The organism is Herbaspirillum sp. Her3 (assembly GCF_057961275.1).
On the sequence record NZ_CM176328.1, the window covers coordinates 4,583,678 to 4,605,649 of the forward strand.

A 21,972-nucleotide genomic window follows, 5' to 3' on the forward strand; every position below is an offset into this window, starting at 1 on the left:
TTCAGGCGGCCCGGGACAGGCCGGGCTCATCGATGCGCTTGTTGCGCATGATGGCGCGCATGATGTTTTCCTGCGTGGCCTCGGCCTTGGGCAGATGGCCCACGAACTGGCCCTCGTTCATCACGTAGATGCGGTCGCACATGCCCAGCAGTTCCGGCATTTCCGACGAGATCATGATGATGCACTTGCCGTCGGCCGCCAGCTTGCTGATGATGTTGTAGATCTCGAACTTGGCGCCGACATCGATGCCGCGCGTGGGTTCGTCCAGGATCAGCACCTCGGGCTGCGAGAACAGCCACTTCGACAGCACCACCTTCTGCTGGTTGCCGCCGGAGAGGTTGACCACCTTCTGCAACACGCTGGAACAGCGGATGCGCATCTGCGCCTTGAAGTCGGCAGCGATCTTGTACTCGCGCGCCTCGTCGATGACGGTGTGCTCGGAAACGCCGCCCAGGTTGGCCAGCGAGATGTTCTTCTTGATGTCGTCTTCCAGCACCAGGCCATCGCCCTTGCGGTCTTCGGTGACGTAGGCAATACCCTTGTCGATGGCTTTCTCGATGGTGGACAGGTCCACCGGCTTGCCATGCAGGAAGGCCTGGCCGCTGATCTTCTTGCCGTAGGCACGGCCGAAGATGCTCTTGGCCAGTTCGGTACGGCCCGCGCCCATCAGACCTGCGATGCCGACGATCTCGCCGGCGCGCACGGTCATGTTGACGTCCTTGATGGCCAGGCGGTCCGAGTGCAGCGGGTGGTGCACGCGCCAGTCGCGCACCTCGAAGATGACCTCGCCGATCTGCGGGTCGCGCTGCGGATAGCGGTCGGCCATTTCGCGGCCCACCATGTGCTGGATGATGCGGTCTTCGCTGATCGGTTCAGCGCGGCAGTCGAAGGTATCGACCGTGGTGCCGTCGCGCAGCACGGTGATGGAATCGGCCACCTTGGAAATTTCGTTGAGCTTGTGCGAAATCAGGATCGAGGCAATGCCCTGGCGCTTCAGTTCCAGCAGCAGTTCCAGCAAGGCATCGGAGTCGCTTTCGTTCAGGCTGGCGGTCGGCTCATCCAGAATCAGCAGCTTGACTTCCTTGGAGAGCGCCTTGGCGATCTCGATCAACTGCTGCTTGCCCACGCCCAGGTCGCCCACCTTGGTCAGCGGCGACTCCTTCAGGCCCACCTTGGCCAGCAGTTCCTTGGCGCGCACGTAGGACTGCTCCCAGTCGATCACGCCGCCACGGGCTTGCTCATTGCCAAGGAAGAGGTTTTCCATCACCGACAGCAGCGGCACCAGGGCCAGCTCCTGGTGGATGATGATGATGCCCAGGTGTTCGCTGTCGCGGATATCCTTGAAGGCACGCACCTCACCCTTGTAGACGATATCGCCGGAATAGGTGCCGTGCGGGTAGACCCCGGAGAGCACCTTCATCAGCGTGGACTTGCCGGCGCCGTTCTCGCCGACGATCGCATGGATCTCGCCTTCGCGCACCGCCAGGTTGACGTTGTTCAACGCCTTCACACCCGGGAAGCTTTTCTCGATGCCGCGCATTTCCAGAATGTTGCTCATGATGCTGACCTCTCTTTTGCCGGCCTGGCGTGAATCACGTAGCCGGACTTGTTTGTCTCTTGCGCGTTGCAGTGGGGCAAGCGCGACTTCCTGAAAGAATTAGTCCCGCACAGAGCGGGACCATGCTGTTCTTCTTGCGGTATTTTCTTGTTCTTGTTGAGTGCTGAGATGTTGCCACGGGCAACGCCTGCATCGGAATGCGGCGCGCCCGCTTGCTACCGGATGATGCTTACTTCAGTTGTGCTTCGGTGTAGTAGCCGCTGCCAACCAGGATTTCCTTCCAGTTCGACTTGTCGACCACGACCGGCTTCAACAGGTAGGACGGCACGACCTTCACGCCGTTGTTGTAGGTCTTGGTGTCGTTGATCTGGGGCTGCTTGCCACCCAGGACGGCATCGACCATACCGACGGTGACCTTGGCCAGTTCGCGGGTGTCCTTGAAGATGGTGGAGTACTGCTCGCCACGGATGATGGACTTGACCGAAGGCACTTCCGCATCCTGGCCCGAGACATACGGGAACGGCTGTTGCGGGGTGCCGTAGCCGACGCCGCGCAGCGAGGACAGGATACCGATGGACAGGCCGTCATACGGGGACAGCACGGCGTTGACCTTGGCGTTGGTGTAGAAGGCCGACAGCAGGTTGTCCATACGGGCTTGTGCGGTCGCCGGATCCCAGCGCAGGGTCGCTACCTTGTCCATGCCCATCTGCTTGGAACGCACCACCAGCTTGCCGCTGTCGATGTAGGGCTTGAGCACCGACATGGCACCGTTGTAGAAGAAGAAGGCGTTGTTGTCGTCCGAGGAACCACCGAACAGTTCGATGTTGAACGGACCCTTGCCTTCCTTCAGGCCCAGGGCTTTTTCCAGCGATTGCGCCTGCAGCACTCCGACCTGGAAGTTGTCGAAGGTTGCGTAGTAGTCGACGTTCTTGGAACCACGGATCAGGCGGTCATAGGCGATGACCTTGACGCCCTTGTCGGCGGCCTTCTGCAGCACGTCGGTCAGGGTGGTGCCGTCGATGGCGGCGATCACCAGCACCTTGGCGCCCTTGGTCAGCATGTTCTCGATCTGGGACAGCTGGTTGGGGATGTCGTCTTCGGCGTATTGCAGGTCGGTCTGGTAGCCCTTTTCCTTCAAGACCTTGACCATGTTGTTGCCGTCGGCGATCCAGCGGGCCGAGGACTTGGTGGGCATGGCCACGCCGACCAGTGCCTTGCTCTGTGCGCTCACCTGTGCGCTGATGGACATCAGGGTGACGCCCAGGCCGAGGGCAATGCCGCTCAATACGGATTTGATTTTCATGCTTCGAGTCTCCAGTCTCATTGTTGGAATGGCGTGTTGTAGTTATCTAAAACAGCGCCGCGATTTCTGATGAATGTCATGCAGAGCAACTGTTTTGCGGGCTCTACATTAATTGCTTTACCAATACATTTCTAATGATTTTTTGAGCGTAATGGATATGTTTTTCGGTATAACTCCCTCTATGTAAAGTTATCTTAATTAAGCTTAAAAAATCCCGCCTAAGCCACGGCTGGCGCGGCTTTCGCCGATCCGGCCGGTTGGCCGCGCAGGGCGCCCAGTGAAATGACACGCTGCGCGACGCAAAAGACGAACAGCAGCCCGCCAATGAAGATCTTGGTCCACCAGGAACTGAGGGTGCCATCGAAGGCAATGAGGGTCTGGATCACGCCAAGGATGAGCACACCGGTGAGCGTGCCGGCCACATAACCATAGCCGCCGGTGAGCAAGGTGCCGCCGATGACCACGGCCGCAATCGCATCCAGCTCCACGCCTTGTGCATGCAGCCCGTAACCCGAGAGCATGTAGAAAGAAAACAGCACCCCCGCCACCGATGCGCAGAATCCGCTGAAGGCATACACCAGGACCTTGGTGCGGCCCACCGGCAAGCCCATCAGCAGCGCCGAATGCTCGCTGCCGCCGATGGCGTAGACGGCACGGCCGAAGCGCGTACCGTGCGCCATCCAGATTGCCACGGCCAGCACCAGCAAAGCGATGACCACGCTGGGAGAAATGAACAGGCCGGCGAACTCCAGCCGCGTCTGCGACAGCTCCACGAACAGCGGCTCATCAATGGTGATGGAATTGATGCTGATGAGGTAGCACAGCCCGCGCGCCAGGAACATCCCGGCCAGCGTGACGATGAAGGCCTGCAGCTTGAAGTAGTGGATCATCGCGCCCATGGCCGCACCGAAGCCCGCCCCCATCAGCAGCACGGTAGCGATCACCAGGAGCGGCGGCCAGTGCCAGTTCTGCAGCAGGAAGGCCGCCACCATGGTAGTCAGCGCCAACACGGAACCGACCGACAGGTCGATGCCGCCGGAGAGGATGACGAAGGTCATGCCGATGGCCACCACCAGCAGGAAGGCGTTGTCGATCAGGAGATTCAACATCACCTGCGGCGACAGGAAGCCATCATAGCCAAGCGCCCCGGCCACCAGCATCAGCACCAGCAACACCACGGTGACCATGGACGTGAACCACGGCGCGTGCGAAGCGCGCCGCAAGGAAGAAACGAGCATCATGATTTGGACATCCTCAACATGCGGCGAAATTGCGGCGACTGCGACAGGCAGACCAGGAAGACCACGATGGACTTGACCACCATGTTGACTTCAGGCGGCACGCCCAGCGAATAAATCGTATAAGTCAGGGTCTGGATGATGAGCGCGCCGATGACGCTGCCCACCAGGCTGAACTTGCCCCCGGCCAGCGAGGTGCCGCCCAGCGTGACGGCCAGGATGGCATCGAGCTCCAGCAAGAGACCGGCGTTGTTGGCGTCGGCGCTCTTGATGTTGGAGGCGATCATCAGCCCGGCCAGGCCGGCACAGGCACTGCAGAACATGTAGACGAAAAAGATCAGCGCAGCGGTGCGGATACCGGCCAGGCGCGAGGCCACCGGATTGATGCCGACCGATTCGATGAACAGGCCCAGCGCGGTCTTCTTCATCAGCAGCGCCAGCAGCACGAACATGCCCCCGGCGATGGTGAGCGAGAACGGCAAGCCGAACAGATAGCCGCCTCCCAGGAAGAAGAAGGGCTTGTAGTAGACCGTCACGATCTGGCCGTCCGTGAGCAACTGCGCCAGCCCGCGTCCGGCCACCATCAGGATCAGCGTGGCGATGATGGGCTGCAGCCCGAGACCGGCCACCAGCAAGCCGTTCCAGGCACCGCACAGCAGTGCCGCGCCCATGGCCGCACACAAGGCCCACACCATCGGCACGTTGCTCACGTATTCAGAGACGCCATTGACCACCACCATCTTGCCGCCGATGAGAACGGCCGCCACGGCACCGGAAATGGCCACCACCGCGCCCACCGAGATATCGACGCCGCGCGTGGCGATCACCAGGGTCATGCCCAGCGCCGCCAGCATCAGCGGTGCGGCGCGGTTGATAATGTCGATCAGCGCGCCATACAGGTGGCCGTCCTTGATCTCCAGCTTGAAGAAGCCCGGCACCAGCAGGAAGTCGATCAACAACAGCAAGGCCAGCGCCGCCAGTGGCCGCACCAGCGGATGGCGCAGCAGCGCCGCGAAGACCGGCGCGCCGCTGGTGGCGGCGCTGTCGGGAATCAGTTTGGAATCCATGGATGCACTCATGCGGCCTCTCCTGCGATGACCTGCAAGACCGATTGCTCATCGAGCTCGCCGCGCCGGTACTGGCCGCAGGCACGGCGGTCACGCAGCACCAGCATGCGGTCGCTGCAGCGCAGGACCTCGGGAATCTCCGAGGAAATGAAAAGAATGGACATGCCCTTGCGGCACATGGCGATGACGAAATCCATGATCTCCTGCTTGGCGCGCACATCGATGCCGCGCGTGGGTTCATCCAGGATCAGCATGCCCGGATCGGTGGCCAGCCAGCGCGCCAGCAAGGCCTTTTGCTGGTTGCCGCCGGAGAGCAGGCCAATGGGGGTTTCCAGGTCGGCGGTCTTGATGCCCAGCCACTTGACGTAATCGGCGGCGATCTGGTTCTGGCGCTTGCGCGGCAGCACACGGAACAAACCCTGGCGCGCCTGCAGTGCCAGGATGATGTTTTCACGGACCGACAGTTCCAGGATCGCACCTTCCTTCTTGCGGTCTTCCGAACAGAAGCCGATGCCGGCAGCAATCGCGTCGCGCGGCACGTTGAGCTTCACGCTGCGGCCTTCGATGCGCAGTTCCCCGCAATCGGCGCGGTCGGCACCGAACAGCAGGCGTGCCATCTCGGTCCGTCCGGAGCCGAGCAGGCCGCACAGGCCGAACACTTCACCGCGCCGCAATTCCAGATCCTGCGGCGCCAGCACGCCGCGTCGGCCGAAGCCATCAGCTTGCAGGAAGACTTCGCCCACACCGGCTTCATCGGCCGACAGCCCCGAAGCCAGCGCCTCGGCACCGGCCTCGACCTTGCGATGATCGACCGCCGTCACGCCCACCATCTTGTTGACCAGCTCCAGCCGCGACAGCTCGTCCACCAGATACTCGCCCTCGCGCACGCCATTGCGCAGCACGGTGATGCGGTCCGAAATCTCGTAGGTCTGGTCCAGGAAGTGGGTCACGAACAGAATCGCCATGCCCTGCTCGCGCAGCCGGCGCAGCACCTTGAAGAGTTGCTGCACCTCGGCTTCGTCGAGGCTGGAAGTGGGTTCATCGAGGATCAGGACCTTGGCCGACACCGACAGCGCACGCGAGATCGCCACCATCTGCTGGATTGCCAGCGGATAGGACGACAATTGCGCGCGCACATCGATATCGATCTGCAGCTGCTGCAGCAGCTGCTGCGATTGCGCGTGCACGCTCTTCCAGTCGATGCGCCCGAAGCGGCGCGGATAGCGGCCCACGAAGATGTTCTCGGCCACCGACAGATTGGGGCACAGGTTGACTTCCTGGTAGACCGTGCTGATGCCCAGCGACTGGGCCTCCAGGGTGGAGGCCGGCGCAATGGCGCGGCCATCCAGTTCTATCTTGCCTTGATCGGGTTCATGCACGCCGGTCAGCACCTTGATCAGCGTGGACTTGCCTGCGCCATTCTGTCCCATGAGGGTATGCACTTCCCCCGGGAACAGCCGCAAGCCGACATCGGTGAGCGCCTTCACGCCCGCGAATGCCTTGTGGATACCGCTCAGTTCCAGCATGGGACGCGCCTGCGTCCCGACAGACATCGTCATCGCAACTCCATCAGAACCATCGGAACCCTGATGCACGCCACGCCCTGACTGTGCGCATCAGGCCAAACCGGCAGCGCGCGCACCCCGAGCCCTCCAGTGTGCGCGCGCTGCCGTCATGCCGGCATCATGATCAATACTTGCGGTTCGGGAATTCCTTGGCCGCCACCTCCGCCGGGAAGATGCCTTCCTCGGTGGTAATGCGCTTGGGTACTTCCTTGCCGGCCTTGATGTCCTTGGCGATCTGCATCAGTTGCGGGCCCAGCAGCGGGCTGCATTCGACGGTCACATTGAGCTTGCCGGCCATCATGGCTTCGAAGGCGCCCTTGACGCCATCGATGGAGATGATGGTGATGTCCTTGCCCGGTTTGAGACCTGCTTCCTCGATGGCCTGGATGGCACCGATGGCCATGTCGTCGTTGTGGGCGAAGAGCACGTTGATCTTCTTGCCCTCGGCCTTGAGGAAGGCTTCCATCACTTCCTTGCCCTTGGCGCGCGTGAAGTCGCCGGTCTGCGAGCGGATGATCTTCAGGCGCGGCTCGCTCTTGATGACTTCCTCGAAGCCGGCCTTGCGGTCAATGGCCGGTGCCGAACCGACGGTGCCTTGCAGTTCGACGATGTTGATGTCGCCGGCCGGCATGCTCTTGGCCTTGTCCAGCAGCCAGCGTCCGGCGCGGCGGCCTTCTTCCACGAAGTCCGATCCGATGAAGGTCACATATAGCGACTTGTCGCTGACGTTGACGGCGCGGTCGGTCAGGATGACCGGGATCTTGGCGGCCTTGGCTTCACGCAGCACGGTTTCCCAGCCCGACTCCACCACCGGCGAGAAGGCGATCACGTCGACCTTTTGCGCGATGAAGGAACGGATTGCCTTGACCTGGTTTTCCTGTTTCTGCTGGGCATCGGCGAATTTCAGATTGACGCCGGCCTCTTTGGCCGCCTCCTTGATCGATACGGTATTGGCGGTGCGCCATTCGCTCTCGGCGCCCACCTGCGAGAAGCCCATGGTCAGCGGTTTGTCGGCGGCAAAGGCCGAAAGGCTCATGGCGCTGCTACCCAGGCCCATGCAAATGGCTGCGCCCAGAAGCGCTCTTCTCTTCGAGTTCATTGTCTTGGTCTCCGTTGGCAGGGAATTGTGGACTTCCCTTTGTTTTATGCGTTGGGGTGCGCTGCGCCGAATTGCGTTTGACTTGTAAGTATGAGTTGGAAGCGGCGCGGTGCGGCTGGAATCGCGGACAGCCCTGATCGTCCTTGATTCGCGCTCCATATTAGGCAAGCGACCAATTCGTATCCAATGAATTTTTAACGTTTCTTGATATCGTTTCGCACATCGTTGGGGCATCCTGCTCCGGCAGACGCGCCACGCTGGCGCATGCCGGGTGGGCGTTCCCGCCACCGGCAAGGAACGCGCAATTTTGATATCGTTTGCGATCTTTTTTTCATTATTCCCTATCGGAGTGCAGTGATAGCATCGGCCTGATTTTTTTGAAGCGCCCCGCCTGAAGACCGAGCGCAAACCCACGTGAGCCCACTCCTTCTTCCTGCCGACGACTTCAGAGAGCCCCATCGGGGACGACGCGACGGACAACGCGTTCCTGTGCCGACGATGCACACAGCACTTCATAACAAGATACGAGACACCATGCCATCCCGAGCAAGCGATGCCCACCGCACCAGTCCTCCGGGGCTGCCGGAAATCCATACCCTGCAATCAGGGCGACAGCGCCTGCACGTGCTGCCCACGCTGGGCGGCGCACTGGCCGGCTGGGAGTGGCAGCGCGAACGCAAGTGGCTGCCGCTGCTGCGTCCGTGGAGTGCCGATCCGGCCGCGCTCTATGCGACCTCATGCTTCCCGCTGCTGCCCTGGTCCAATCGCATCACCGGCGGCGGCTTCGATTTCAACGGCAAGCATTACCCGCTGGCCCCCAACCGCCCCGGCGAACCCTACCCCATCCACGGCGACAGCTGGCGCCAGGCCTGGTCCATCGCGGCCCAGGCCGAGGATCGCATGACGCTGGAACTGGAATCGGACCGCTGCGACGGCAATCCCTACGTCTATCGTGCGCGTCAGTTGCTGACGCTGCGCGAAAACGCGCTGGAGATCGAACTGCGCGTGACCAACACTGGCGAAGAGACCCTGCCCTATGGCCTGGGCCTGCATCCCTACTTCCTGCACGACGCGCAGACGCGCCTGCAATTCCGTTCGCGCGGTGTCTGGCTGTCCGGACCTGACCGCATCCCCACCGGCTTCTCGCGCCAGCTGCCGGCAGGCTGGGACTACAACCGCGCCGCCTCGCTGCAAGGCGGCCTGATCGACAACTGCTTCGAGGGCTGGGATGGCCTGGCCATGATCGAAGACCCGACGCGCGGCCTGCGCCTGCAGATGCAGACCACCGACCGCAGCGGCTACGTGCTGATGTTCCGCCCCAATGGCCTGCCGTATTTCTGCCTGGAACCGGTCACGCATCCCATCGATGCCTTCCACCAGCCCAACCAGCCCGGCCTGATCGCCCTGGCGCCCGGCGAAGACATGGTGCTGCTGACCCGCTTCACGGTCTGCGACATCGCCCAGGATCCGGTGCAGGCCAGCACCCAACACACCAGCCTGGCGCGCTGACGCCGGCCCGCAATGACGATGAACCAAGAGCATAACCAAGACTGCGCCCTGATCGCCCTCGACTGGGGGACCTCCTCGCTGCGCTGCTATCGCTTCGATGGCCACGGCCAGGTGGTGGAGCGCCGCGCCCATCCCTGGGGCATCATGAACCTGCCGGCCGTGGGCCATGGCGAGGATGCCCATGCGCCTTACCGCGCCGCCCTGGAAGCGGCCTGCGGCGACTGGCTCAAGGCGGCACCGCGCGCACCGCTGATCGCCGCCGGCATGGTCGGCAGCAAGCAGGGCTGGCGCGAGGCTGCCTACCTGAACGTGCCACTCGCGCCCGCACTGATCGCCCGCCAGCTGACCGAAGTCGATACCGGCCTGGGCCGTCCGCTGTGGATCGTGCCCGGCCTGCTGGAACACGGTGCCCTGCCCAACGTCATGCGCGGCGAAGAGACCCAGGTCATCGGCGCCCTGCAAACCCGCCAGGAGCGTGAGCTGCTGATCGGCCTGCCCGGTACGCACTCCAAGTGGGTACGGGTGGTCGAAGGCCGCATCGAGCATTTCGATACCTTCATGACCGGCGAAGTCTACGGCGCCCTGTGCGGCCACACCATCCTGGGCCGCACCATGCACAAGCCCGAGGTGGCCGATGATGCCGCCTTCCTGCGCGGTGCCGGTGTGGCGCAGAGTGCGCAGGGCAAGAGCGGCGTGCTCTCCAACATCTTCAGCAGCCGCACCCTGGGCCTGACCGGCGAGCTGGCGGCCCAAGCGCAGCCGGACTATCTCTCGGGCCTTTTGATCGGCCACGAAATCGCCGCCCTGAAAAATCTTTACCCTGCAGCACCGGCCATCGTCCTGATCGGGGACACCGGCCTGTGCCGCCGCTACCAGCTGGCGCTGGATCTCTACGGACTGGGCCCGGCCAGCCAGGCCGATGGCGCTACCGAGGCAGGCTTGTGGGTACTGGCGCAGCACGCCGGCCTGCTCGCCTGATCCGCCCCAACCCGCACAACGCAACACGGAAGAAACCATGACCACCCAAGCCCAACGATTCCACGACGCCCTGCGCAGCACCGGCATGATCGCCATCCTGCGCGGCGTGCGCAACGAGGAAGCCGAAGCCATCGGCGCGGCGCTGTATGAAAGCGGTTTTCGCATCATCGAAGTGCCGCTCAATTCGCCTGAACCGCTGGCCAGCATCAGCATCCTGCGCAAGAGCCTGCCGGCCGATTGCATCGTCGGTGCCGGCACGGTCTTGAAGCCTGCCCTGGTGCAGGAGGTCAAGGATGCCGGTGGCGAGCTGATCGTCATGCCCCACAGCGACGGTGCCGTGATCCGCGCTGCGCGCGATGCGGGCCTGTATAGCGCACCGGGTGTGGCCACCGTGACCGAAGCCTTTGCTGCGCTGGAAAACGGTGCCGACGTGCTCAAGATGTTCCCGGCCGAGCAGTTGGGCCCGCAGGTGGTCAAGGCCTGGCGTGCCGTGATCGCCCGCGACATCGCGCTCCTGCCCGTGGGCGGTATCACGCCCGAAGGCATGGCGGTATTCCGCGCAGCGGGTGCCTCCGGCTTTGGCCTGGGCTCGGCGCTGTACACACCGGGCCTGTCTGCCGACGCGGTGCGCCAGCGTGCGCAGGCCTTCGTGGCGGCGTGGAAGGCGCTGGGCTGATCCTTCTCCACCGACATTCATCGTTTCAACAGATCGAATCACGATCATTTATCTGCAGAACAGATCAAACGCGATTAATCGCTTAACCGCATAAACGCATAAACGCATAAACGCATAAACGCATAAACGGACAGAACAATGAAAATCACCAAGATCTCTACCTTCATCGTGCCCCCGCGCTGGTGCTTCCTCAAGATCGAGACCGACGAAGGCATCGTCGGCTGGGGCGAACCCATCGTTGAAGGCCGCGCCCACAGCGTCGCGGCAGCCGTGGACGAGCTGGCCGACTACCTGGTCGGCAAGGACCCGCGCAACATCGAAGACCACTGGACCGTGCTCTATCGCGGCGGCTTCTATCGTGGCGGCGCCATCCACATGAGCGCCCTGGCCGGTATCGACCAGGCCCTGTGGGACATCAAGGGCAAGGCCTTGGGCGTGCCCGTGCACCAGTTGCTGGGTGGCGCGGTGCGCAACTCCATTCGTGTCTATTCCTGGATCGGCGGCGACCGTCCGGCCGATACGGCGGCAGCCGCCAAGAATGCGGTGGCACGCGGCTTCACGGCCGTGAAGATGAACGGTACCGAAGAACTGCAATTCATCGACAGCCACGACAAGATCGAACTGACCCTGGCCAACGTGCAAGCGGTGCGTGAAGCGGTGGGCCCGAACGTGGGTATTGGCGTGGACTTCCACGGCCGCGTGCACAAGCCCATGGCCAAGGTGCTGATCAAGGAACTGGAGCCGTACAAGCTGATGTTCATCGAAGAACCGGTGCTGTCGGAAAACTCGGAAGCCCTGAAGGAGATCGCCCACCTGACCTCGACCCCGATCGCCCTGGGCGAGCGCCTGTATTCGCGCTGGGACTTCAAGCGCATCCTCTCCGAGGGTTACGTGGACATCATCCAGCCCGACGTCTCGCACGCCGGCGGCATCACCGAAACCCGCAAGATCGCCATGATGGCCGAAGCCTACGACGTCGCCCTGGCGCTGCACTGCCCGCTGGGCCCGATCGCCCTGGCCTCCTGCCTGCAGGTGGACGCCGGCAGCTACAACGCCTTCATCCAGGAACAGAGCCTGGGTATCCACTACAACGAAAGCAATGACCTGCTGGACTACATCCGCGACAAGAACGTGTTCGCGTATGAAGACGGCTACGTCAAGATCCCGCAAGGCCCGGGCCTGGGCATCGAGATCAATGAAGAATATGTCCGTCAGCGTGCCGAAGTCGGCCACCGCTGGCGCAACCCGATCTGGCGCCACAAGGATGGCAGCTTTGCCGAGTGGTAAAGCGATAAGCCGACACTTTCTCCTCGGTAGTCCCTCAGCCCGGTCCGGCGCAAGCTGGCCGGGCTTTTTTGCCGCTGTTCTTCCTTGAGCAAGGGATCGACGCCACGACATGGAAGAAAACGCTATTTCACTAAAAATCCGGGTTTCAGCAAATGCTGAAATACTCCGTTTCAGTGAAATCCCGGTTCGGACTTCTCGATACGCTGCCGCGAACACATCCTCATCCACCTTCACCATCGACCAAGCTCATCCGCATTTTCCATTTAACGAATGCATCAAAAGCTGGCACAGTCACGCTCTTTGATTCATTGCGCAAGTTCTCCATGCATTCAAGAAACTCATCCGTACCCGCTTGCGAGCCACACCGCATTCGCAACGCCACCCGCGCCACCATGGCGCAATTCTTCGTCAATGGCGCCACCTTCGCCACCTGGGGCGTGCTCATCCCCTCGGTGAAGGAACGCTTCGCCCTGTCGGATGCCGTGCTGTCGCTGGCCATGCTGGCCGTGGCCGGCGGCGCCCTGCTGACCATGGGCCAGTCCGGCAAGTGGATTGCGCGCGTGGGCAGTGCCAGCGCCCTGCGCCTGGCCGGCATCGTCTATGCCGCCACGCTGCTGCTCATTCCGCTGGCGCCGCAGTTCTGGATGCTGGTGGCGCTGCTGCTGGTGTTCGGCAGCGCCATGGCCGCCTTCGACGTGGCCATGTCGGTCCAGGCCGCCCTGGTCGAAGGACGCCGCAGCCGGCCCATCATGTCCACCCTTCACGCCATGTTCAGCATCGGCGGCATTGCCGGCTCGGCCCTGGGCGCCCTGCCCGGCCTGTCGCCGCTGGCGCACGCCGCGTTGGTGGCGGCGGTGACGCTGGCGGTGGCGTTGTCCATCGGCCCCTTTGCGCTGCCCGATGAAGTTCACGATGAAACGGCGGCCACTCCGGGCCGCGGCAAGTCCGCCCGCCGCACGGTGCTGGTACTGGGCGTGATCGCCTTCCTGGCGCTCATGTGCGAGGGCGGCATGTATGACTGGGCGGCGGTGTACATGCGCGACGTGGCGCAGTCTCCGGCGGCCTGGGTCGGCTACAGCTATGCCGCGTTTTCCACCGGCATGGCGGCCGGGCGCCTGACGGGCGACCGCATCCGCGAGCGCATCGGCGGCCTGCGCACGCTGGCCTGCAGCGGTTTGGCCGGCGCCGCGGGCATCGCGCTGGCGGCGGCCTGGCCGGTACCACTGGCGACCATGGCCGGTCTGCTGCTGGCCGGACTGGGCATTGCCAACCTGATGCCGATCTTCTTCCTGGCGGCAGCGCGCGTGCCCGGCATGGCGGCCGCCGAAAGCATTGCCGCCGTGGCGCGCTTCGCCTATGTGGGCATGCTGCTGGGACCGGTGTGCATCGGCGGCGTGGCCGAGCATCTGGATCTGCGGGCGAGCTTCGCGGGCGTGTCGCTGGTGATGGTGGCGGTGGCCTTGCTGGGTCCGCGGGCGGTGCGGCGGTTCATATGATTCAGCACGAGAACGCCGCAAAACGCCTGCCTCGGGCAGCGCCAGTGAAGCAATGAACACTTGGCCCGAAACCCGCGCAACACGGGCAAACGCAAGCAATACGGCAGCCACGCGCCACCCCGGATAAAATAGTCGCCCGAATGACCGCTGCGCACCGCGTGGCATCCACAGAACAGACAAGCATGAGAAAAGTAAAGCTGCGCAGCGCCGCAGAAATCGCCCAGGCCCGCGTGGCCGGGCAACTGGCGGCCGAAGTGCTGCACGTCGTGGCCGAACACGTCAAGGCCGGCGTGACCACCGATGAACTGGACCGCATCTGCCACGACCACATCGTCAAGGTGCAGCAGGCCATCCCGGCCAACGTCGGCTACCACGGCTTCCCCAAGACCATCTGCAGTTCCGTCAATGACGTGATCTGCCACGGCATCCCCGGCGGCCAGGTGCTCAGGGATGGCGACATCATCAACATCGACGTGGCCGTCATCAAGGATGGCTGGTATGGCGACTGCAGCCGCATGTACTTCGTCGGCTCGCCCAACGCTACCGCGCGCAAGCTGGTCAATACCACCTACGAGGCGATGTGTGCGGGCATTCGCGCGGTGCGGCCAGGGGCCACGCTGGGCGACGTCGGCCACGCCATCCAGAGCGTGGCGCAGCGCGACGGCTTTTCGGTGGTACGCGAATACTGCGGCCACGGCATCGGCACCATCTATCACGACGAGCCACAGGTGCTGCACTACGGCCAGCGCAACAGTGGCCTGCCGCTCAAGGAAGGCATGATCTTCACCATCGAACCGATGTTGAACGCCGGCAAGCGCCACACCCGCCAGCTCGACGATGGCTGGACCGTGCTGACCGCCGACGGCTCGCTCTCGGCGCAGTGGGAACACATGGTGGTGGTGACGGCCAAGGGTTACGAAATCCTCACGCCCTGGCCGGAAGGCTTTGGCGACTATCCCGCCATTGCCACGCGCAACTGAAGCCCATCCGGGCCCGCATATCCGGAGGCCGTCAATACCTTCTCCCGACACCGCGCCAATGGCACACATTGTGAGCCTTCGCGCGGCCGAGCGAGGACCTGTGAGCTTCGTGGGCAGCGCGCATCATCGCCAGGCATGGCTTCTACCGCATGCTGGGAAATGGACGCAAAACCCGATTCAAAACAACAGGCCGCGAAAAAAACCAGATAAGGAAGACCGGTTTTAAATTAAGCTTGCCCGAAATAATTATTTCTCGAGCAATGACCCGCACAGTCTTCCGACGCATTTCCTTATGGAAAGTCCTTCTATGGGCCTGCAGCAGCATGCTGGGGGGAGTCATCCTGGCCCAGCTTGTGCTGAGCATTTCCGAGATCCGCCACATCGATGCTTCGTCGATACAGGCGCTGCAGCGTGCCGAAGATGCCGGACGCGCTACCACCGATGCCCTGCGGCGCGCCGAGGCCAGTCCTTTCGAAGCCTGCTCCGAAGGTGACCTGGCCGTCCTGCGCAATATCGCCTATGCCAACAGCTACGTGGCCGACGTGGGCCGCCTCGAGCAAGGCGCGGTGCGCTGCACGGCGCTGTGGGGCAAGCTGAACCAGGCTGTGCGCCTGCCTGCGCCGCACTACCAGGCAAGAGGCGGCTTCGACGTATGGAGCGACCAGGCGGTATTGCAGACGCGTTACGTGAGCAACCTGGTGGCGCTCAATCACAGCCTCGCCATTTCCTCGCCCTCGACCTTTGATCTGAATCGTTTCTATCAGGATGTTTCGCTGCGCATCACCAATGGCAGCGGCACGCATACCTATGCCCGGCGCGACGGCCTGCGCTACAACCCCTCGGGCGCCATCGACCTGCTGCCCGGCATCGACATCACCGAATGCAGCCGTGACATGGCCCTCTGCGCACAGGCCTCGGCGCACCTGCACTGGTTTGCGCTGGCCCAGCCACTGAGCTTCATGGCGGTACTGGCGGGCAGCAGCATGCTGGGTGCGCTGGCCTATCTGGTCTACCTGCGCCTGCGCCGCAACCAGGGCGTGCTGCAGAAGCTGCGCGAGGGCATCGCCAAGGATGAGATCGTGCTGCTGTACCAGCCCATCGTCTGCGTGCGCGACCTGAGCCTGAACGGTTATGAAGCGCTGGCGCGCTGGCGGCCTGCCGACGAGCCCGAAATCGGTCCCGACATCTTCGTGCCGCTGGCGGCGCAGAACCGGCTCAGCACTGCACTGGCCAAGGTGGTGCTGGCACGGGCGCTACGCGAGATGCACGACCTGCTGCAAGCCGATCCGTCGCTGGTGCTGGCGGTCAACACGGAGGTCGCCGACATCGAGGATACCGACTTCATCGAATTCGCCCTCGAACTCACCGCACCCACGCCCGGGCTGCGTCCACAATTGCATCTGGAAGTCACCGAACGCGCCGACATCCGCTCGGCCGTCTTTACGCGCAACATCGAACTGCTGCGCCAGGCCGGCTTTGCGATCTGGATCGATGACTTCGGCACCGGCAGTGCCAATCTCTCGCATCTGTCGTATGCACAGTTTGACGGCATCAAGATCGACCGGCTGTTCACCAGTGCCCTCAGCACCGGATCGCCACTACGCTCGGTCGTACCCAACCTGCTGCGTCTGGCCACCGAGCTGGAACTGAAGGTGGTCATCGAGGGAATCGAGACCGAAGAACAGTTGCGGCTCATCCGCAGCATCGCACCGCAGATCCATGCGCAGGGCTGGCTGTTCAGCAAGGCGATGGAACTGGGCGAGGTGCTGCAGCAGCGGCAGCCTTATACGCTGGAAGAATTCGGATTGGCGGCCTGAACGCCCGCGCACGCGATGCCGCCGCTGATCGTGATGGAGGCCTCCATCATTGCGAAAGATCCGAAGCCTCACCCAGTTCCATCAGTCCCTTGCCGATCATCTGGCGTATCACCTTGTCGGCGGCCTGTGCCGTCGTCATGGGCTGCAAGCCGCTCGGGCCATCGGTATTGCCAATGGTGGACACCACCGAATGCCTGATTTCCCGTACCACATTGTCATGACCGGGTTCGATATAGGTCATCGTGCAGACATAGCCATCGACCACGGTGGAGCCCGCCAGCCCCAGGGTCAGCCCGGTCGTGACACTTTTGGCCGCGATGTCGTCGGTCGTCGCGATGTTCGTGATCAGGACCGACAGCTTGCGGCCGGACGGAACGGGCTCATACGACACCGTACTGAACATGCCTGACTTCGAGATTTCCTCGAAGACCTTGGGCCGAACCGCTTCGGTGGCGCGCGCATTGGAGACGCCCTTGCTCTGGAATTCAACCTGCAACTGGATGGGTTGCGGGCTGGCTGACTTCTTCAGGGTGGCGTATTGGGGATCGCCCAGTGAGTTATCGACATAGGAGTGAAAACTCACGCATGCTGACAAGCTGAGACTGAACGTCACCAGCAAGAGCGTATGGAAAATACGTTGATACATTGCAGTCCTTTGTTTTCGTTTTTTGATGGATCAAGCTGCCGTAGACGGTCCAGCGCTGCCCTCGGTGAAATCGTGGAGCGATTCACCACGAAGCCATTCCGCTGTGGCATCGTTTCCCTTGGTGATTCCGTCCTTCCTTTACATTTCCTAACCCTTGCGGGCGAAAACTATTCCGGTGCAACATCGATTTCGCTATCTGGCGGTTAGGCTGACACGATTACGAAGTCAGCGCAAGCGGCCTGAGTAAAGAGAAAGTAAGCGAGATCGCTATCGAGAAAGTGCCAGTGGTTGACGTGATTGCGCCGCGGGCTTCGGCTTACTTGGGTATGCCGATAGCGGCATAAAGTGAGCAGGTTTGGCTGGGTCATTACAATTTTTCACGCTCTTTCCAATACGTGGTGAAATCGATTTGACGCCGCCGTTTCCAGGTTGACGTTATTGCCTGCGACAAGCGTGGTGCTGCCGCCTTCACCACTATTGGTAATCTGCGCAGCTTGGGCATTGATGTCGCGGCCCGCTGTGGCGGTCAGCGTGCCGCCTGCGTTGGCGACGTAGAGCGCCGCGACGCGTTCTACGCTGATCCGGGTCGCTCCTCTTAGGGTTTACGTGTATTTAAATAAGCTTCGATCTTCTTCGCATCTTCGGCAGAAAGTGGTTCGTCCGCAAACATTTCGTGAACTTCTTTTTCCCCAACAAGCGGAAGTAGATTTTTTAGCCGACCGTAAACATCGATATCGATCACTCCCCATTCCAGCAACCCGGACAAATAGCCGAGCCAAAGCATTCCAACCTGCTCATTAGGCTCGTGCCAACTAAGCTGTCTCAAGATTCTATTCTTAAGTTCTTGCTCTTCAGGATAACCATTTAACACTTTCACACCCCCTATTTCTTCGCAACATAAACCGTCCCACTCGATGTAATGACCGTAACTTCTCTGATCTTATCTCCTGACGTCTTATCTCGACCAAATGCTCGTACAATCCCTCGCTCAGCAATTTCCGCTGTCATCCCTGGTTGGCCTCGTGCATCGACAATCACATTTTCAGATTGACCCCGCGCATTCATAATCGTACTGGATAAAGATTTTGATAAGCCATCAGCGGTCTGGTTAGCAACATTCGCCATCGTCTTTAACTCATACTTCTTTCCATCAATAAGAAAGTCGGCAGAACGTCCGATATTACTAGAAGGAATAATTTCAACATTTCTTCCTCCCTGTAGCATCTCTAAAACGAAGCCTTTCTCAGCCTCACTAAGATGTTCAGTTGATCCTATAAGAGCCCCGGGCCTAGGCCCTAAATTATTAAGCTTCTCCCTTCCCGCTATCTCATCAGGCTTCGATGGCGAGGTGGTCTTTATTTCAGAAATGCCTGGCATCTGCCGAGTTGTCGTCGCGATTTTAACGGCCATGCCAGCAAGAATCGCCGGTATCATCCCGAGCGCTGCCGACTTTAGATCGGCATCCAATCGTATCTTCTGACGCTCATCGTATTCCGCGCGCTCCGCAGCCGTCGGATTATCCGGCAGAAGATTTTCGCCCAGCGTCTTCCATAAGAAGTCTCGGTACTCCTTGTCATTTCGCAATTTCGAATTGACTTTCACGTTATAGAAATCGTTACCCGCCGCTGTGAAGAGCTTTTGCGTCACCCCACGATCGTCGGTGAACGAGCCAACCGCATTCATCAAGATGAATTGCTTTGCGCCGTTGTAAAGCTGGCGTTCAGAACTAGCCTGCGACCCTAACCTGTTGTTTGCGTTGTCCCGCTGGTACACATCATCAACATTCCCTTCTCCAGCCAAGGTCAGATAGGCCGCAGCTTCTTCAGGGCTGACTTCACGCTCCAGCTTCTCCGTCAAATACCTCGCGGCCTTCTTCTTGTTCTCTTCAATCCAATTGATCTCTTTCTTGTGTAGCTGACGATTATTTGCCTCGACATGCACTCCTGCAATCACTCCTGAGGAGCCACCGACCACACCGCCCACCCGTGGCGGTGATATTGACGTTGCCGCCTGCTGCAACCGTCGATCCCTTGGCTGTGTTGGCACTGGATTCGGAATGGCTTTCGTTCTTGCTCGCGCCCAGGCTGATGGATAGATTGATGCCGCCAGCCTTGTCGGCTGCCGTGGCATCGCGCGTCTCCGGTTTGCCGTCGGCACCCATCTTGAGACTGCCGTCTTCGTTGCGGGCGTTGGTCAGCACTTGCGGATTGTCTTTGCCTTCTACCGCAACGCCCTGGCCGGCCTTGACCGCATCATAGGCATTCTTCCCCGCGAAGCCGATGTTGGCGGCAGCCAGCAATTTCATCCGTCCATCGGTGGTGCTCTCGGCCGCCTTCTTCATCTGCTGCGCCGTCTGAATTGCCGATACGGTCGGCATCGACGTTGATGCGGCTGGCCCGCAGGCCCTGGCTGGTGCCGTCCGTATCGGTATTGGAGAGGCTGGCCGCCTTGATGTCGACTGCATTGGCCGTTTCGATCAGGCCGCCGTCATTGCGCACGGCGAGTTGACGCGTGGCAGGCGCGTCCACACGGTCGTGGATGGTAACGCCGGCAGTGGCGGAAATCGCACCGCCGCTGTTGTCGACGGTACTGGCGGCCGTGACGGTCAGGGCGTCATCGGCGCGCAGCTTGCCGCGGCGGTTGTCGATGACGTCAGCATCGAGCGCGACGCTCTTGGCCTGCAGGCCCTGGGATGCCGACATCGTATCGGTGTTGGTGATGCTGGCGGCCTGCACCTTCAATGCTGCATTGGTCTGGATCTGGCCGTCCCTATTGGTGAGTACCAGGCTGCCGCCGCTGACGGACAGGCTGCCCCCGGCCGAGATGGCGCCGCCGCTGTTGTCCAGGCTGCGTTCGGCCCGCAGTGTCTGGGTCTGGCTGGCCAGCATCGTCCCGCGCTGGTTGGCGATGCTGTCGGCCTGCACGCTGATGTTGGCGCCATGGATGCCCTGGTCGCTGCCGCCGGTATCCTGGTTGCCGAGGCTGGCGGCCTGCAGGCTCACGTTGGCACGGGTGTCGATGAGGCCGCCTGCGTTGTCCAGGGTGCCGCTGCCTGCCCTGACCTCGATATCGCTGGCCGCCTGCAGCTTGCCGCCCCGGTTGTCCAGGCCGGTGGCGTCGATGCTGGCCGTTTGCGTGGACTGGATCTTGCCGCTGTTTTCGATGCGGCCGGCAGCGCTGATGCGCACCTCGCCCGCCGCCGCGCCGATGCTGCCGGTATTGCGCACGCCTACGCCGGCTTCGGTGCCGACCAGCACGATCTTGTTGGCATACATGCCGCCCAGTTGCGCCACGTCGAGGGACAGGGAAGGCGCATCACCTTCCCCGTCGAGCTTGTCGAGGACCTGATTGTCGGCATCGACGCGGTTGGCGCCCGTGGTGATGCGCAGCTCGCGGCTCCAGAGGCCGGCGTTGATGCGCACCGCACGGGCAATGATGTGGGTGTAGTCGGACTGGCTGGCGTCCAGTCCGTCGCCCTGGACCGTGACCGTGCCGCGCCGGACCACGAAGCCATCCAGATTGCCATTGTTCATGACCGCCGTGCCGGTAGTGAGCGTGGTGCGGCTGGCATTGATGAAGCCGCAGCCGTCACAGGTGACGCCGGAGGGATTGGCGACGATGACCTGCGCGCGGTCACCCGCCACTTCCACGTAACCGCGCAAGAAGCTGGGATTGGCCGAATTGACTTCGTTGAGGATCACGCGGGCCGTGCCGGTGGCCAGGTTGGGATTGCGCTGGACCCAGCCGCCCAGTTGGGTCTGCACGTCGTTGCGGGCATTGTTGAGGATGGCGCCGGGCTTGTTGACGTCGAACTGGCTATAGGTATTACGCGATACGCCCGCCGCGCTGGGCGTGGTGATGTTGACCTGCGGCAGCCCGTTGGCCGTGTTGACCACCACGGCCTGCTGCGCACGCGGTGCCGCTGGATCGGCCACGATCTGCGCGTGCGCGGCCGGCATCGCCAGCAGTTCGGCACCGGCCAGCACCAGCACGGCAAAGGCCAGGGGCTGCAAGCGGGCAGCCGCCAGGTGTGACGCCGCAGCGGCAGGTGCACCGCCCTCGCAGGGCCCGGTGCCATGGCTGCGGCCCAGTTCGGACACGGCCATGAGCAGGCCGCGGGTCTTGTTGAAGATGACGCGATAACGAAGCTTGTTCATGGCTCAGGCGCTCAGGGCAAGGGGATCGAGAGAGGTAGCGATGGCCGGCGCGGGTGCCGGTGCAATCGCATGGCCAACCTGCACGGCGGGAGGATTGAGCGCAAACCAGGCGCGCGCCTCGCATGGATGTACGGCCATGCCATGCAGCTCCTTGATCCGCAGTCCTTGCTCGGAGCCTCGGTGATAGAGCGTGCGCATGATGCGATTGGCCATCAGGCGCTTGCGGACCAGCTGCATCATCAGCCGCGTATGGCCGAAGGGGGCGATCCAGTCGAGTATCCAGAGCCGCTCGCCGCTGTTCCAGTCTTGCTGGCGCATCTGTTCCGGAGAGTGCTGCAGGTAGCGCGCTTCGGCGGCCTCGTCGAGGTCGGCCCAGCTCATGTAGAACACCGGCTGGCCGCGCTCGGAGACGAGGATGAACTTGCCTTCCTTGATGGCCGGCAGAAGCAGCGTGGACAAGGTATGCAGGGGCACATTGCGATGCCTTGGCGAATGCAGCCACAACCAGGCCGCCGAGCCGAAGGCGGTGGCTTCGTTGAATTCGCCTTCCAGCAGGCGCGGTGCAAGGATCTCGAAGCGGGGAGCGGGTGTCATGA

General features: G+C 62.1%; 19 protein-coding genes. 7 read left to right on the forward strand and 12 right to left on the reverse strand.

The genetic code is table 11. The features are described 5' to 3' along the window. Position 1: 1 nt before the first annotated feature. From mmsA to ACVC5H_RS20965, 6 genes are all read right to left on the reverse strand, one after another. Complete coding sequence (gene mmsA / locus ACVC5H_RS20940; protein ID WP_489619659.1) at positions 2 to 1,558, reverse strand: multiple monosaccharide ABC transporter ATP-binding protein; 1,557 nt, start codon at positions 1,556 to 1,558, stop codon at positions 2 to 4. A gap of 229 nt (positions 1,559 to 1,787) precedes the next feature. Next, positions 1,788 to 2,861 (reverse strand): multiple monosaccharide ABC transporter substrate-binding protein, encoded by a 1,074-nt coding sequence (gene chvE / locus ACVC5H_RS20945; RefSeq protein WP_489619660.1) that lies wholly within the window; start codon positions 2,859 to 2,861, stop codon positions 1,788 to 1,790. 218 nt (positions 2,862 to 3,079) lie between these two features. Continuing rightward, positions 3,080 to 4,102 (reverse strand): galactofuranose ABC transporter, permease protein YjfF, encoded by a 1,023-nt coding sequence (gene yjfF / locus ACVC5H_RS20950; RefSeq protein ID WP_489619661.1) that lies wholly within the window; start codon positions 4,100 to 4,102, stop codon positions 3,080 to 3,082. Continuing rightward, on the reverse strand, positions 4,099 to 5,178 hold the full coding sequence (locus tag ACVC5H_RS20955) for an ABC transporter permease (RefSeq protein WP_489619662.1): 1,080 nt from the start codon (positions 5,176 to 5,178) through the stop codon (positions 4,099 to 4,101). The genes yjfF and ACVC5H_RS20955 overlap by 4 nt, the downstream gene beginning before the upstream one ends. Next, positions 5,175 to 6,725: a sugar ABC transporter ATP-binding protein gene (locus tag ACVC5H_RS20960; protein ID WP_489619663.1), complete on the reverse strand. Its 1,551-nt coding sequence runs from the start codon at positions 6,723 to 6,725 to the stop codon at positions 5,175 to 5,177. Before ACVC5H_RS20960 ends, ACVC5H_RS20955 begins: the two co-directional genes overlap by 4 nt. Before the next feature lie 130 nt (positions 6,726 to 6,855). After that, positions 6,856 to 7,830, reverse strand: coding sequence for an ABC transporter substrate-binding protein (locus ACVC5H_RS20965; protein WP_489619664.1), 975 nt, complete (start codon positions 7,828 to 7,830; stop codon positions 6,856 to 6,858). Positions 7,831 to 8,364: 534 nt separating this feature from the next. Here ACVC5H_RS20965 and ACVC5H_RS20970 point away from each other — a divergent pair. From ACVC5H_RS20970 to ACVC5H_RS21000, 7 genes are all read left to right on the forward strand, one after another. Beyond that, positions 8,365 to 9,339: an aldose 1-epimerase gene (locus ACVC5H_RS20970; RefSeq protein ID WP_489619665.1), complete on the forward strand. Its 975-nt coding sequence runs from the start codon at positions 8,365 to 8,367 to the stop codon at positions 9,337 to 9,339. An 18-nt stretch (positions 9,340 to 9,357) separates the two neighbouring features. Beyond that, the gene (locus ACVC5H_RS20975; protein WP_489619666.1) at positions 9,358 to 10,317 is read left to right on the forward strand and encodes a 2-dehydro-3-deoxygalactonokinase; all 960 of its coding nucleotides are present in this window, start codon (positions 9,358 to 9,360) and stop codon (positions 10,315 to 10,317) included. Between the two features lie 37 nt (positions 10,318 to 10,354). After that, positions 10,355 to 10,993, forward strand: coding sequence for a 2-dehydro-3-deoxy-6-phosphogalactonate aldolase (locus tag ACVC5H_RS20980; RefSeq protein WP_489619667.1), 639 nt, complete (start codon positions 10,355 to 10,357; stop codon positions 10,991 to 10,993). A 138-nt stretch (positions 10,994 to 11,131) separates the two neighbouring features. Next, positions 11,132 to 12,280, forward strand: coding sequence for a galactonate dehydratase (gene dgoD, locus ACVC5H_RS20985; RefSeq protein WP_088755358.1), 1,149 nt, complete (start codon positions 11,132 to 11,134; stop codon positions 12,278 to 12,280). A gap of 323 nt (positions 12,281 to 12,603) precedes the next feature. After that, complete coding sequence (locus ACVC5H_RS20990; RefSeq protein WP_489619668.1) at positions 12,604 to 13,776, forward strand: MFS transporter; 1,173 nt, start codon at positions 12,604 to 12,606, stop codon at positions 13,774 to 13,776. A gap of 182 nt (positions 13,777 to 13,958) precedes the next feature. Then, complete coding sequence (gene map / locus ACVC5H_RS20995; protein WP_489619669.1) at positions 13,959 to 14,756, forward strand: type I methionyl aminopeptidase; 798 nt, start codon at positions 13,959 to 13,961, stop codon at positions 14,754 to 14,756. A gap of 323 nt (positions 14,757 to 15,079) precedes the next feature. After that, on the forward strand, positions 15,080 to 16,573 hold the full coding sequence (locus tag ACVC5H_RS21000) for an EAL domain-containing protein (RefSeq protein ID WP_489619670.1): 1,494 nt from the start codon (positions 15,080 to 15,082) through the stop codon (positions 16,571 to 16,573). 46 nt (positions 16,574 to 16,619) lie between these two features. Here the strand turns inward: ACVC5H_RS21000 and ACVC5H_RS21005 are convergent, their stop codons facing one another. The 6 genes from ACVC5H_RS21005 to ACVC5H_RS21030 all read right to left on the reverse strand — a co-directional run bounded on the left by ACVC5H_RS21005 (position 16,620) and on the right by ACVC5H_RS21030 (position 21,970). Continuing rightward, a complete protein-coding gene (locus tag ACVC5H_RS21005) occupies positions 16,620 to 17,219 on the reverse strand; it encodes a hypothetical protein (RefSeq protein ID WP_489619671.1) in 600 nt (199 codons plus the stop codon). Positions 17,220 to 17,814: 595 nt separating this feature from the next. Beyond that, a complete protein-coding gene (locus ACVC5H_RS21010) occupies positions 17,815 to 18,096 on the reverse strand; it encodes a hypothetical protein (RefSeq protein ID WP_489619672.1) in 282 nt (93 codons plus the stop codon). Between the two features lie 5 nt (positions 18,097 to 18,101). Then, positions 18,102 to 19,160, reverse strand: coding sequence for a CdiA C-terminal domain-containing protein (locus ACVC5H_RS21015; RefSeq protein WP_489619673.1), 1,059 nt, complete (start codon positions 19,158 to 19,160; stop codon positions 18,102 to 18,104). Further along, positions 19,141 to 19,524 (reverse strand): hemagglutinin repeat-containing protein, encoded by a 384-nt coding sequence (locus tag ACVC5H_RS21020; RefSeq protein ID WP_489619674.1) that lies wholly within the window; start codon positions 19,522 to 19,524, stop codon positions 19,141 to 19,143. Before ACVC5H_RS21020 ends, ACVC5H_RS21015 begins: the two co-directional genes overlap by 20 nt. Continuing rightward, positions 19,472 to 21,376: a two-partner secretion domain-containing protein gene (locus tag ACVC5H_RS21025; RefSeq protein WP_489619675.1), complete on the reverse strand. Its 1,905-nt coding sequence runs from the start codon at positions 21,374 to 21,376 to the stop codon at positions 19,472 to 19,474. The genes ACVC5H_RS21020 and ACVC5H_RS21025 overlap by 53 nt, the downstream gene beginning before the upstream one ends. Positions 21,377 to 21,379: 3 nt before the next feature. Further along, the gene (locus ACVC5H_RS21030) at positions 21,380 to 21,970 is read right to left on the reverse strand and encodes a toxin-activating lysine-acyltransferase (protein ID WP_489619676.1); all 591 of its coding nucleotides are present in this window, start codon (positions 21,968 to 21,970) and stop codon (positions 21,380 to 21,382) included. Between the last annotated feature and the right edge of the window lie 2 nt (positions 21,971 to 21,972).